This window comes from Pseudomonas sp. FG98 (assembly GCF_057808595.1).
In genome coordinates, this window is sequence record NZ_JBMDIJ010000014.1 from 14733 (window position 1) to 26411 (window position 11679).

General features: G+C 64.0%; 13 protein-coding genes and 1 pseudogene. 1 reads left to right on the forward strand and 13 read right to left on the reverse strand.

The features are described from left to right. Positions 1 to 57 precede the first annotated feature (57 nt). The 4 genes from ACODSK_RS11950 to ACODSK_RS11965 form a co-directional block, all read right to left on the reverse strand. Positions 58 to 1347 carry a di-heme oxidoreductase family protein gene (locus tag ACODSK_RS11950; RefSeq protein WP_489016202.1) on the reverse strand — a complete coding sequence of 430 codons (1290 nt, stop codon included), beginning with the start codon at positions 1345 to 1347 and terminating at the stop codon, positions 58 to 60. Continuing rightward, entirely contained in the window at positions 1344 to 2636 is a 1293-nt protein-coding gene (locus ACODSK_RS11955) for an ABC transporter substrate-binding protein (protein ID WP_489016203.1), read from the reverse strand. The genes ACODSK_RS11950 and ACODSK_RS11955 overlap by 4 nt, the downstream gene beginning before the upstream one ends. After that, positions 2623 to 4668 (reverse strand): TonB-dependent receptor plug domain-containing protein, encoded by a 2046-nt coding sequence (locus ACODSK_RS11960; protein WP_489016205.1) that lies wholly within the window; start codon positions 4666 to 4668, stop codon positions 2623 to 2625. The genes ACODSK_RS11955 and ACODSK_RS11960 overlap by 14 nt, the downstream gene beginning before the upstream one ends. Positions 4669 to 5087: 419 nt before the next feature. After that, complete coding sequence (locus tag ACODSK_RS11965; RefSeq protein WP_489016207.1) at positions 5088 to 5861, reverse strand: SDR family NAD(P)-dependent oxidoreductase; 774 nt, start codon at positions 5859 to 5861, stop codon at positions 5088 to 5090. A gap of 168 nt (positions 5862 to 6029) precedes the next feature. Between ACODSK_RS11965 and gcvA the strand changes: the two genes are divergently transcribed. Beyond that, positions 6030 to 6944, forward strand: a complete 915-nt coding sequence (gcvA, locus tag ACODSK_RS11970; RefSeq protein ID WP_489016208.1) for a transcriptional regulator GcvA — start codon at positions 6030 to 6032, stop codon at positions 6942 to 6944. 124 nt (positions 6945 to 7068) lie between these two features. Here the strand turns inward: gcvA and ACODSK_RS11975 are convergent. From ACODSK_RS11975 to ACODSK_RS12015, 9 genes and pseudogenes are all read right to left on the reverse strand, one after another. Further along, positions 7069 to 8094 (reverse strand): annotated as a pseudogene (locus ACODSK_RS11975) (MFS transporter); the annotation flags it as partial. A gap of 166 nt (positions 8095 to 8260) precedes the next feature. Beyond that, positions 8261 to 8620: a Mor transcription activator family protein gene (locus tag ACODSK_RS11980; RefSeq protein WP_489016210.1), complete on the reverse strand. Its 360-nt coding sequence runs from the start codon at positions 8618 to 8620 to the stop codon at positions 8261 to 8263. Next, on the reverse strand, positions 8617 to 9066 hold the full coding sequence (locus ACODSK_RS11985; protein WP_489016212.1) for a gp16 family protein: 450 nt from the start codon (positions 9064 to 9066) through the stop codon (positions 8617 to 8619). Before ACODSK_RS11985 ends, ACODSK_RS11980 begins: the two co-directional genes overlap by 4 nt. Next, positions 9063 to 9284, reverse strand: a complete 222-nt coding sequence (locus ACODSK_RS11990; RefSeq protein WP_489016213.1) for a hypothetical protein — start codon at positions 9282 to 9284, stop codon at positions 9063 to 9065. The genes ACODSK_RS11985 and ACODSK_RS11990 overlap by 4 nt, the downstream gene beginning before the upstream one ends. A gap of 1 nt (position 9285) precedes the next feature. Then, positions 9286 to 9975, reverse strand: a complete 690-nt coding sequence (locus tag ACODSK_RS11995; RefSeq protein ID WP_489016214.1) for a DUF2786 domain-containing protein — start codon at positions 9973 to 9975, stop codon at positions 9286 to 9288. A gap of 1 nt (position 9976) precedes the next feature. Continuing rightward, a complete protein-coding gene (locus ACODSK_RS12000; RefSeq protein WP_489016216.1) occupies positions 9977 to 10612 on the reverse strand; it encodes a DUF3164 family protein in 636 nt (211 codons plus the stop codon). Then, the gene (locus ACODSK_RS12005) at positions 10605 to 10805 is read right to left on the reverse strand and encodes a ribonuclease P Rpr2/Rpp21/SNM1 subunit family protein (RefSeq protein WP_489016218.1); all 201 of its coding nucleotides are present in this window, start codon (positions 10803 to 10805) and stop codon (positions 10605 to 10607) included. Before ACODSK_RS12005 ends, ACODSK_RS12000 begins: the two co-directional genes overlap by 8 nt. After that, a complete protein-coding gene (locus ACODSK_RS12010) occupies positions 10805 to 11320 on the reverse strand; it encodes a hypothetical protein (RefSeq protein WP_489016219.1) in 516 nt (171 codons plus the stop codon). Before ACODSK_RS12010 ends, ACODSK_RS12005 begins: the two co-directional genes overlap by 1 nt. Then, positions 11317 to 11679 carry a hypothetical protein gene (locus ACODSK_RS12015; protein ID WP_489016221.1) on the reverse strand — a complete coding sequence of 121 codons (363 nt, stop codon included), beginning with the start codon at positions 11677 to 11679 and terminating at the stop codon, positions 11317 to 11319. Before ACODSK_RS12015 ends, ACODSK_RS12010 begins: the two co-directional genes overlap by 4 nt.

Sequence of the window (11679 nt, forward strand, 5' to 3'; positions counted from 1 at the left end):
ATCAAGTGTTTGATCCAGCTTTATCCACGGCCGATGACCCAGCCGGAAATTTGCAGATCAGAGGGATTGCAGGAACAGCAATAGCGCATCGCGATCCCCCCGGGGCATTCCTGCGAACCGCTCCCGCGCCGCTTGTGCTTCCCCTCCATGCCAAAGCACAGCCTCGCTCAGGCTGCGCGCCCGTCCATCATGCAGATAGCCAGCCCCCGGATTGATTTGCTCGATCAGCCCGACGCCCCATAACGTCGGCGTGCGCCATTCCCGTTCGTTGGCGAGAAAGTCCTCGCGCCCGTCGGCCAGCCCGTCGCCCATATCGTGCAGCAACAGATCGGTATAAGGCTCAATCACCCGCGTTCCGGCCTTGAGCTGCGGCCGATGGCAAACAGCGCAACCGGCTTTGGCAAACAGGCGCTCCCCGGCCTGCACCTTGTCCCGCTCGCGGCGTGGCGGAGGCGCCAGGTTCACCAGGTAGAAATACAGCTCGCTCAACTGCATCGCGTCCACCTCCGGCTCGCCGCCCTTCAGGGCCAACTGGCAATCCCGTTGCTGTGGTGCGCAGTTTTCCCTGGGGTACAGCGGCGAGGTGATACCGAGGTCGCCGTGCAGGGCACTGGCGATCTGTTGCAGCAGGTCCGGCTGATTGGCCTTGAGCCCGAAACGCCCGGGCTCCAGGCGTTGGCGCTGGACACTCCAGACCTGGTTGACCCGCCCACGCACGCCATCCGCCTTGGGCTCGTCGGCCATGCGTTGCAGTTCCTCGGCACTGACCTGTTCCAGCAAGCCCAGGCCGAACACCGGGTTGCCGACCCGTGCCGAGGTACGGATATCGCCGAGCGGCCCATAACCCAGCTCGCTGAACTGCAAGTGCGGCTGACGCAGGCTGACCACCTCGCCATCGGCCAGTTGCACAGGCCTTTCCTCCCAGCGGATCCGCGCCTGACCTTCGCCACGCACGCCGGGAATACCCAGTTCGTTGAGCTGGTCGCCATAGGCCGGATGGGGCCTGGGGCCGCCATGGGCATCCGTGCCCGGCAAGGACAGGCGCACCAGCATGGTCCGCATCGGCGTCGTTTCGTCCGCCGGTGCCTGGCCGCGACCATTCTTCGGGTGGCAGGCGATGCAGGTGAGACGGTTGTACAACGGGCCGAGCCCGTCCACCGCTTCATCCCGCGACGGCGCGATTACCCAGGCCTGGCGGAACAGCCCGCGGCCCTTGAAGAAACGCTCGCGCTGCATCTCGTCGTCCAGACCTGGCAGCGGCTGGGCGAAGGCTTCGCGGTCGGCCCGGGCGCCAGCGGCAAAGCCCGCCAGTGCGCCAAGCAACAGCAGCGCAGCGATGCGCCTCATAGCCCCATCTCGTCCAGCAGGCGCGCGGCTTCGGCATGGCGGGTGGCGCTGTAGAACTGCCAGCTGATTTCGCGCTGGCCGAGCACGTCCTGGTCACTGGCCGGCTGATGCTCCATGCCGCTGTCCTGGCGTGCGCCGAACAGGGTCAGCAGATCCGCCGAAGCGGCCTGTCCGGCACTGATCGGCGGCACCACCAGGTAGGCGCGCACTGCCTGCAGGTCGCGGCCCATGGCTTCCCCGGCATGCACCCGCGCCCACAGCCCGGCCAGGCGCTCATGGGGTTGCCCGAGCCATTGCACGAACAGCGAAGTGACCAGCGCCAGGCGCTCGCGCGAGGCCTCCTTGTAGCGGTAGGCGCCTGCCTTGGCCGCCACGAACGGGTCGTGGTAACCCGCCGGCAATGCGGCGTAGACAGCAGGGCGCACCGGCAGCTTGCGGATGTCCGGGTCGGCCAGCAGCTTCTGCCCGGCATCGGACAGCACGAAGCGCACGAAGGCCCGCGCGCCGTCCACCTGGCGGGCGCTGCGGGTGATCGCGATATGCGCCGGGTTCAACCCGCCATGGGCCGGATAGACGAAGCCCACCGGCTGGCCGTTGCTCACCGCCGAGGCGACGAAGAAGTCGATGGACAGGCCCACTGCCGCGCGCCCGCTGGCCACCTCGTCGCTGACCAGGGTGCCGCCGCGGCTGACCAGCCGCGACTGCCCGGCGATCTCGCTCCACAGCGCCCAGCCGCGCTCCCAGCCATAGGCCTGGAGCACGATGTCGAGCAGCACCGGGGCGAAGCCGACCCGGCCCGGATCGGGCAGGGCGATGCGTCCGCTCAGGCGCGGGTCGAGCAGGTCGGTCCAGTCCTTCGGCGCGTCCAACCCAAGGTCCTTCAGCTCCTCGGGATTGGTGGCGAAGCCGTAGCCAGCCAGTTCCGTGGCTTGGTAGCGCGCCTGCTCGTCGCGCAGGGCGGTAGCGCCGATGCGCGGCGGCAGGCCGGCCAGGTCGACCCCCAATGGCTGCCAGCCGCCATCCTTGGCCAGCCGGGCGAAATTGCCCGGCGACGGTGCCCAGTACACATCGACCCCGCCCTGGTCCGCCTGGCGCAGGAAGGGCAGGGCATCGAAGCCCTGGCGCCAGAGGATCTGCAGGCGGTAGTCGGGGTTGGCCTGTTCGAAGGCTTCCTCGAAGCGGCTCATCATCTCCTCGGGGTAGCTGGTCAGCACCACCACCGGTTCGGCCGCGAGCAGGCTCGCCGGGCTCAATGCCAGGGCGAGCAGCCATGCCTTACAGCGGAACATTGAACTGCACGAAGTAGTTGCGGCCGATTTCCGGGTAGCCCTCGCTGTACTCGTAGAGGCGGTCGAACAGGTTGCGCACCCCGGCCTCCACCAGCACGTCGTTGCTGAAGCGGTAGCCGGACTTGAAGTTGTACACCGCGTAGCCGCCGGACATCTGCGAGCCATCGGAGACGTTGTAGCGCTTGGACGCGGCTTCGGCGCTGCCGGTCAGGCGCCAGGCATCGTGGTTCCAGGTGGCCGAGGCGAACAGGTTGTGGCGCGGCGTGTCGATCGGGTGCAGCTCGGGATTGCTGCGGTTCTCGCGGTCGAGGAAGGTGTAGCTGGCGCCCAGCTCCCAGTCGCCGAGATCACCCTTCAGGCCCAGTTCGAAGCCTTGGTTACGCGCCTTGGCGATGTTCTGGTACTGGCCGCAGGGCGCTGCGCAGTTGAGTTGCGCCGGCACCGTGACCTGCTGGATCGAGTCTTCGATATTGGCCACGAACAGCGCCGCGTCGAGGTTCCACTGCGGGGTCAGCGCACCGCTGTAGCCCAGCTCGTAATGGGTGGCCCGTTCCGACTTCAGGTCGGGGCTGGGGATCACCGTGCCGAAGCGGGTCGAGTAGCGGTCCTTGATCGTGGCGAAGCGGCTCTTGCGCGACACGGTCAGGCGCACCTGGCCGTTGTGGTCGATGTCCAGCAACGGCCCGGTATTCATGAACAGGCCGAGCTGGCTGTTGACCGCGTCGTCGCTGCCGGTGGGCTCGTCGTACAGGGTCTTGCGCGTCGGCGAGGTGCTGTTGGTGCCGTAGTTCTCGGCGTCCAGGCTCTTGCGGTAGTTGTAGGAGACGCCGCCGACGATGCTGAAGATCTCGTTCAGGCGCAGGGTGTCTTCCAGGGCGATGGATTGGGTCTGGTCGCGGAAGTGGGTCTGCGGGTCGCTACCGTCGCGGGAGCGGTGCACGTCTTCCTTGAAGTGATAGGCCACGCCCAGGCGGTTGCCCTCGGTCAGGGCCAGGTCGCCTTCGATGGAGAAGCCGGTGGATTCGTCGTCGTACTTGCTCGGGAAGCCGGACTGCAGTGTGCCGGGGATGCCGTTGTTGTAGTTGAAGCTTTCCAGCGAGTTCTTGAAGGTGTCGTGGTACACCCGGGACTTCAGGCCGTGCTCGCCGAAGCGGGTGTTGGTGGCGATGAACAGGCTGGTCTTGTCCCATTGCGGCCATTCCCACCAGCGCTTGCGCTGGCCGGTGGCGGGCAGGTCGCCGGCGTAGGGCGGCTGGCCCTTGCGGCCTTGTTGCTGGACGTAGCCGACCACGTATTCGTCGGTGGCGTTGGGAGTGAAGCCGAGCTTGAAGCTGAACTTGCCATCGCGCTTGTTGCTGTTTTCGCGGCGGCCTTCGCCTTGCTGGTTGTTGGTCGGTTCGAAGTCGTCCGGCAGCATCGTGTAGTCGTAGTCGACATAGGACACGCCGCCCTGCATCCACCAGTTGCCCTGATTCGAGCCGACGTTGGCGTAGCTGCGGTAGGCGTTGACGTTGCCATGATCGGTCAGCTCCAGGCCGCCGCCCACTTCGCCCTCGAAGGTTTCGGTAGGGCGTCGGGTCACCAGGTTGATCGCCCCACCCAGGGTGTTCGGTCCGTACAGCAGCGAGGCAAAGCCCTTGGCCACTTCGATGCGCGACAGGTCGTAGGTGGTAAAGCGGCCGAGGTCGATATTGCCGTCGTAGGGCACATAGGTCGGGATGCCGTCGATATACACCGGCACCTGCAGGCGGTCGAAGCCGCGCACGTAGACCACCTGTTCGGCACGGCCGCCGATATAGCTCTGGTTGACGCCGGGGGCCAGGGCCAGGGCGCGGTCGACGGTTTCGCGGTCGTGCAGGCGGATATCCTGCAACTCGACCACGGTGCTGCCGGTGGCGAGCTTGTCGTCCTGCGGGGCGGCGATCTGGATCTCGCCGAGGCTGAAGGGCTTGCTCTGCTCGGCGGCGAGAGCGGACTGGGCACTGATGGCGGCAAGGGCCGCGACCAGGGCGCGAGGGGCGAAGGACTGCATGACTGCTCCATGTTGGTGGGGCTGGTCGTTGCGGGCATGCCATTGCCGGAGGGTGTTCCTGGGGACCTCATCGCTGGCAAGCCAGCTCCCACAGTGTTCATCGACCCTGTGGGAGCTGGCTTGCCAGCGATGACGGAGTAACAGGCGACACATCCTGAATTGCCGTGCACCGAAAACTGATCCAACCCGCTTCGTTATATATTTTTATATACATCGACATCCGCAACGACAGCTCGGGCTTTCCTCCCCGAAAACTACGAGCCATATGGAAAATCCAGCGGAATGTTGACCCGGGGGACAACCGGGTCGCGGCGAATACTAGCGTTGCCAGGTGCTTGCTGACAACGCTGTATATCAAAATACACAACGATGCTGTCGTGATGCCATTCGACGACAGTCGTGATCAGGCAGCCTGGAACTCAGATACGCCCGGCGCTCACCCCGCCATCCACCGGCAGCAGTGCCCCGGTGATCCACGCCGCCTGTTCCGAGGCCAGGAACAGGATCGCCTGGGCCACATCTGCCGGCTGGCCGTTGCGTCCCAGCGGGTGGAAGGCGTTGAAGGTCGGCAGCACTTCCTTGACCTGCTCGGCACTCATGAAGGTGCCGTATACCGGGGTTTCCACCACGGCCGGGGCCACGGTGTTGATGCGAATGTTCGACGCCGCCAGTTCGATTGCCAGGTTGCGGGTCAGCGCATGCACCCCGGCATTTGCTGCCGAATAAGCCGCCGACGGCGTCGCGCCGATGGCCTGGGTCGCCCACAGCGAGCCGGTCTGCACGATCACCCCGCCGCCGCGCTGGAGCATGGCCTTGGCCGCTGCCTGGGCCATGAAGAACTTGCCCTTGAGGATGATGTCGAGGAAGCCGTCGTACTCCGTCGGCGTCACTTCAAGAAAGGGCTTGGGATTGAACACCCCGGCGTTGTTGACCAGGATATCGACCCCGCCGAATGCGTTCTGCGCCACGGCGACCAATGCCTCGGCCGTGGCCGGATCGGCGATATCGCCAGCGAGGATGCGCACCTGCTGCCCGCTGGCGTCGATGCGCAGCGCGGCTTCCTGCAGTTTCTGTTCGTTGCGCCCGCCGATCACCACCTTGGCGCCGGCTGCCACCAGGCGCCGGGTGACCTCTTCGCCGATGCCCGAACCGCCACCGGTGACGATGGCTACCTTGTTAGAAAAACTTTGCATGATGAACACTCCGCGGACTCGTAATGGGATCAACAGGAAACAGCTTGCCGCTCGTTGAAAACCTGCTAGCTTTCGCAGGGCTCCGAACGGTTTCGGGCTCCATTGTTGTCCTGTGCGGGTCTGTCAACAACGCAGGTTATGTTCACTAGCGAGAAAGAAAAACTTTCCATGTCACTGGCCTATCTCAACGCCCTGCGCGCCTTCGAAGCGGCGGCGCGGCACCAGAGTTTCTCCGCCGCGGCGGCGGAGCTGAACGTCACCCCGGCGGCGGTCGGGCAGCAGGTGCGCAGCCTCGAAGCCTGGCTGGGCATTCCGTTGTTCACTCGCGCAGGCAGCGGTACGGCGCGGCTGATGTTGACCGATACCGCCCGAGCCGCGCTGCCGGATATCCAGGCCGGCTTCGACCGCCTCAGTGTCGGCCTGGCGCGGCTCAAGGATGCTGGCGTGCATGCCGGGCTGCGGGTCAGCGTCAGCCCGGCGTTTGCCTCGAAATGGCTGCTGCCGCGCATCGAGCGTTTCCAGCAGGCCCACCCGCGTCTTGATGTGCTGCTCGACACCAACCTGCGCACGGTCGACTTCCAGGCCGAGCGCATCGATATCGGCGTGCGCTACGGCGCCGGCAACTGGCCGGGGCTGACGGCGCTGCACCTGATGGACGAAACCCTGTTCCCGGTCTGTGCGCCGGACTACCCGCTGCTGAAAAAAGGTCGCCTGCCCGAAGCGGCATTGGAGCGCTGCACCCTGATCCACGACCAGTCCATGGCGGGCGACCCGGACTACCCGACCTGGCGCATGTGGATGGACGCGTCCGGCTTCACCGCCATCGACACCGAGCGCGGCCTGCGCATCAACAACTCGGCGGCGGTATTGCAGGCGGCCATGGACGGCCAGGGTTTGGCGCTGGCGCGCAGCGTGATGGTCAAGGACGACCTTGACGCGGGGCGGCTGATCCGGCCGTTTGCCGACAAGGGCGTGGATTGCCCGCTGACCCAGGCGTACTACGTGGTCTACCGGCCGGAGTGCGGGGAGCTGGGCAAGGTGCAGGCGTTTCGCGATTGGTTGTTGGGCGAGGCTGCTCGGTAGTCCTCTTGCGCAGCCTCGCCAGTGCCACCAGCGCCGTTGCCGAGGCCAGGCCACTGATCCACCAGGTGGCCTGCCAGCCGCCAGCCAGGGCGCTGGCCTTGGCCATCAGCGGCGGCAGCAGGCACATGCCGAGCGAGGTCATCTGTTGCACCTGGCCCACGGTCGAGGCAATCAGTCCTTCATCGGGCGCCGACCTCACCGCCAGGAGGAACAGGCAGCCCGGCAGCAACCCGCCAAAGGCCGAGAACAGCAGGATCGCCAGGTACTGCTGCGATGGCGAGGCGGCGAGCAGCGGGGAGAAGGCGGCGAAGGCCATCAGGGTCATGCCGGCGTAGCCGGTCACCAGCAACGGGCCCAGTCGTCCGCCACGGTGCAGCACGGCTGCGGCGGCGAGGCTGCCGAGGATATTGGCCAGGGCGATCAGGGCGCTGAGGCTGCCCGAGAGTATCGGCGTTGCATGTTGGCCGGCGAACAGGCTCGGCGCAAAGCCCACCACGGCCAGCCATTGGCCGGCGTACAGGGCGAATGCCAGCCCCACCAGCAAGGCATCGATGCTGATGACCAGGCGCCGGGCCTCCCGGCGTGGAGCGGTCTGTTCCCGGGGCAGTCCCCTGGCCAGCAGCACGATCGCCAGCGCCGAAGCGCCTGCCGGCACCAGCCACCAGCAACGCCAGCCGCAGGCGTCGATGACCATGGGCCCGATGAAGAATGCCAGCGCGGTGCCGAGCGCCACGTAGCAACCCCACAAGCCCATATGCAGCGGCAAGCGCTCGGCCGCTACGGTCCGGCGCAGCAGCCCCGGTGTGGGCAGCACCACCATCAGCAGGCCGACGCCTTCTGCACCGCGCAACAGCAGCATCGCCCCGGCACTGCCGGCGAAAGCCCCGGCCAGGCTGGCCAGCAGCAGAATGAACTGGCCGCACAGCAGGCTGCGCCGGGCGCCGAGGCGGTCGCAGTACAGGCCGACCAACAGGCCGATGGTCATACCGGCGAACTGCATCAGCGACAGCAGGAAACCGGCCTGGACCAGGGAAATCTGCAGGTCGCCGCGCAACGCCTCGATTGCCGGCGGCACTTTGCCCAGGTGGCTGGCGGCGATCACGCCGGAGAGGATGACGATGGCCGCGGCGGGGGAGAGGGAGCGCATCATGAAGGGCTGTCCGCAGGTGGCTGGAATGGTGTTGGGGACTGAGATAAACCCTAGGGAGTGGGCGAGATAAATCCGGGATAGTCCGGTAAGGGATGGGCCAAGGTGGGACGGCGGTTGCAATAGTGTTGCACAGGTTGCAAGGGTTGGGGCATCGCTGCCCCGCCCCTCATTCCCCCAGGTTGCCGTGGAAGAGATCACCCTGATTGCGAGCGATCACCGCCAGCCGCATGCGCTTGACGACCTTATAAACGAATGCCAACGAGATCCCGTGCTTCATGGCGATCTCGCGATGGTTCCGTCCGGTCCACTCGTCGAAGATCTGCTGGTGCAGCTTGGACGCCTGCAGATGGATACCTTTGGGAATGTACAGTTGCTGACCACCCCAGACCGCAGCCATCTGCATTGCAACCTCCACGCCGTGGGCCTCGGCGGCCTCGTCGCTGACTTCCAACGTTTCCTTCGCTGACTTGGTGACGTGATCAGCGAGCGCCTGGAGCAAGTCGCCAGCCGTGCTCGACTCTTTCATACCGCCTCCTGTTCGGTTCTCTGAAGCCATTGCTTCAGGTGCTCGATGACCTGGCTAGCCTGGGCGCCGGTCAGCCATTGCAACGCGGAAACACCAGTAGATCCTTTGACAAAGTTCACCAGGGCCTCTTCGGAAGCATCCCTGAGCACGCCTGCATCCCTCAGCGACAGCCACAGTGAGCGGATCTTCTTAGACTGGCCGTCCTTCGCCCGTGGCCGTTTGCTAGTGCTAGTTGGTCGAACCTTGAAGCCCTTCAGTTTGAGCTGTTCCAAAACCTGCACCAGGTTTGGAACGCTCAGATCTGCTGTCGATGTGACACCTTCCAATGCAGGCATGCCAGAGAGCATCAGGCGATAGGTATCGTCATCCATCCGCAATTCGCGGCGCGCAACGTGGATCAGCTTGATCAGACGCAGTCGGTTGGCATTGGACGTTGCAGCACTCATACGCCACCTTCCCGTTTGCCCTCGACAGGAGTTGCTTGCTTCTCCAGGCGGCGAATCCGGCTAACCAACTTCTTCTCCACGGCCTTCTGTAGATGAGGCACGGCGAGCGCGGCCCGGCACTGCTCAAGGTCAAAACCTTCCAGGGCGAGCAAACGGTTTTCGGTATCGACCGCACCATACTCCCGGCCCGGTGTAATGAAGGGGTTCGCTTGCGACATATCAAACCCCCTGAGCCAGTCGTGCGACCGGCTGATGGCCAACGGCATGATGCAACTGGGCGGAGCGGCCTGCCTCGTACCCGGCGTCACTGGCCACCTCGTCGCGAGCCTTGAGCTTGCGGCGTTTCATCTTGGCTGTGCCGAGGTTCGGGTATTTCTTCTCCATGTAGGCCTGGATCGCCTCGGCAATGTTGTCCTCGACTCCTGAGAACTGTTCCACCTTGGCCAACACCGCGTCGATCCATCCGTGTGCAAAAGCATCCCCGCGAGCGACCTTGGTAGAGCGTTTACAGCGCTTTTGCGTTGCCAGGTAGTCGCGCCGTGCCTTCTGCAGTTGACGCTCCAGCACCTGATAGGCGTAACCCGCCAACTCTGGCGAGGCTCCGCAACCGATGTAGACAAATGACGCTTGCGTGAGCCAAGACGTGGTGATGATGAAGTGCGAGCCGAAAGCCTCTGCGCAGACGTAGGCCAGGCGCACTCGCCAAGCCGGTGGCTCCCCCTCAGATCCAGCTGCTACCTTGGCCTCGCCAGCCATGCTGGCAAGAACGTCCCCCATTTCCAGATTGTAGGTTTCCATGAGCTTGTGAGCTTGGCGCAGTGCAATTTCCGCTTCGTTTGGGTTGGAGCCCTTGCCCTTCGCCATCTCCAGGCATTTCTTGATCTTGTCGAGGATACGGTCCTGGTCCACGTTACACCCCCGCCAAAGTCAGGTTGATCGGCAGGTACTGATCAGTGGTGCCCTGGCGTTTATAGACCCGGATATAAACGGCGGTGCCATTAACCTGTATGGAGTCCTTCAGCGCCTGCATGGCTGTCTTCCAGGCCGGATCGTTGATTTCCACCCGCAGCAGACTAAGCACATCTTTAACCATGAGCTGGCCCTGGCGGTTCGCCCGGAATGCTCGGTCAACCAAGACGCGCAAATGGTCGTTCGCCCCTTCCGACCAGGTGCTGATGCATTGGTTGATCAGCTCGCGAGCGGCAAGGATCTCTTCGGTGAAGACGATACGGTCTGCATAGGCGCGCTCGATCTTGTACTGGCCGTCATAGGTGGTGATCGAGACATTGCCCTTTTGCCCGCCTAGTTGGACGCCGTAGCGCTCGGAGGACACGGCGATCAGGTCCGCAATGTCAGCAAGAGCCTGTTTCTTGAACTCGGCCAGCAAGGCGCTGATATGCTCGGCGGCATTGCCGAGATCGCGGGCGACACCGTCGCGTAGCTTGTCGTGCTCGCGCACCTGGTTCTCGGGCACCAGGTGTCCTGCGGCATTCATGACGAAACCTGCTGGGATGGTGATCGAGGTCGCTTGGTTTTTTTCAGTCATCTTTCGCTTCCTCTTCAGAAACAGTAATCACAGTCATCTCGCTCAAGGCGATAAACGCGTTAAGGGTGTGGCCGCAATCCTCACAGGTGACAACCACGTCAATCAGGTTCGCATCATGAGCTGCGGAGGAAGCGGTGATTGAGGGATAAGGGACGCCACATTTCTGGCAGTCGCTATCCAGGTGTTCGCTCATCAGTGCGTCCTCCCATCCATAGGCTTGGTGTTCTGCTGATAGGCCAGCGCAAAGGCCCTAAGCCTGGCTGCAGCAGTTTCCCCATCACCGGCCAAGTACGCCTCGCACATGGCAGCCAGGTCCTGGCTAATACGCTGGGATATCGCGACAAAGTTGGTGTGTTGGATATACAGATCGTTGTAGCGATTGCACTCGGCCACCAACGCCAAGTGAAGACTCTCGACGGTTTCTTGTGGCTCGGCTGTTGTGTCGGCCTGTTCCTGGTCGAGCCATCCGCTGCTGCGCTGGAGCTTCGATAAATTCAGCGCCCGCTGTGCCCCCTGCGTGATTTCATCGACCGTGTCGAACGCACCGCCGGCCAGATCGGTAACGTAGTCGTGCAGCGGCGACACTTCGGCAAGAGCGTGCCCCACCGACCAGGACACCACCTCACCACCGTCTACAGTGCGCGGAACCTCTTTGCCGGATGCTCCACGGATGACCAACGTGTCGTAGCGCTCAGGCAGATTGTTCATTGGTCCTGCTCCTTTACCGGGGTAAACCAAACAACACGAACGCCGTCGATGGTGACCATGTTTCGGGTCTTATTACCGAGAGTGCTCCAGCACGCACCCTGCCATTGCTGGCGGAAGACCACCGCCAGGAGATCGGTACTTTCCGCTGCAATGAAAAGAGTCACGTCCAGGACAACCATCGCTTCGATACGCACGCCTGCGTTGCGCAGGCTGCGTGACACCGAGTTGATGGCAGACAGTTTCTGAGCCAGCTCAGGCGTCAGGATTTTGCAGGCCGACGAGGTACATTCGACCGTGGCGCTGGTAGCAGACACCAAATGCAGATGTCTGGCAGGAGTTACTGAGTTGGTGGTCGCCAT

Bases quoted from the DNA above. Each gene is read 5' to 3' on its own strand.
- ACODSK_RS11985 (WP_489016212.1), bottom strand. From the start codon at position 9,066: ATGAGTGCTGCAACGTCCAATGCCAACCGACTGCGTCTGATCAAGCTG.
- ACODSK_RS12000 (WP_489016216.1), bottom strand. From the start codon at position 10,612: ATGACTGAAAAAAACCAAGCGACCTCGATCACCATCCCAGCAGGTTTC.
- ACODSK_RS12010 (WP_489016219.1), bottom strand. From the start codon at position 11,320: ATGAACAATCTGCCTGAGCGCTACGACACGTTGGTCATCCGTGGAGCA.
- ACODSK_RS11960 (WP_489016205.1), bottom strand. From the start codon at position 4,668: ATGCAGTCCTTCGCCCCTCGCGCCCTGGTCGCGGCCCTTGCCGCCATC.
- ACODSK_RS11990 (WP_489016213.1), bottom strand. From the start codon at position 9,284: ATGTCGCAAGCGAACCCCTTCATTACACCGGGCCGGGAGTATGGTGCG.
- ACODSK_RS11955 (WP_489016203.1), bottom strand. From the start codon at position 2,636: ATGTTCCGCTGTAAGGCATGGCTGCTCGCCCTGGCATTGAGCCCGGCG.
- gcvA (WP_489016208.1), top strand. From the start codon at position 6,030: ATGTCACTGGCCTATCTCAACGCCCTGCGCGCCTTCGAAGCGGCGGCG.
- ACODSK_RS11950 (WP_489016202.1), bottom strand. From the start codon at position 1,347: ATGAGGCGCATCGCTGCGCTGCTGTTGCTTGGCGCACTGGCGGGCTTT.
- ACODSK_RS12015 (WP_489016221.1), bottom strand. From the start codon at position 11,679: ATGGCGACCACCAACTCAGTAACTCCTGCCAGACATCTGCATTTGGTG.
- ACODSK_RS11980 (WP_489016210.1), bottom strand. From the start codon at position 8,620: ATGAAAGAGTCGAGCACGGCTGGCGACTTGCTCCAGGCGCTCGCTGAT.
- ACODSK_RS11965 (WP_489016207.1), bottom strand. From the start codon at position 5,861: ATGCAAAGTTTTTCTAACAAGGTAGCCATCGTCACCGGTGGCGGTTCG.
- ACODSK_RS12005 (WP_489016218.1), bottom strand. From the start codon at position 10,805: ATGAGCGAACACCTGGATAGCGACTGCCAGAAATGTGGCGTCCCTTAT.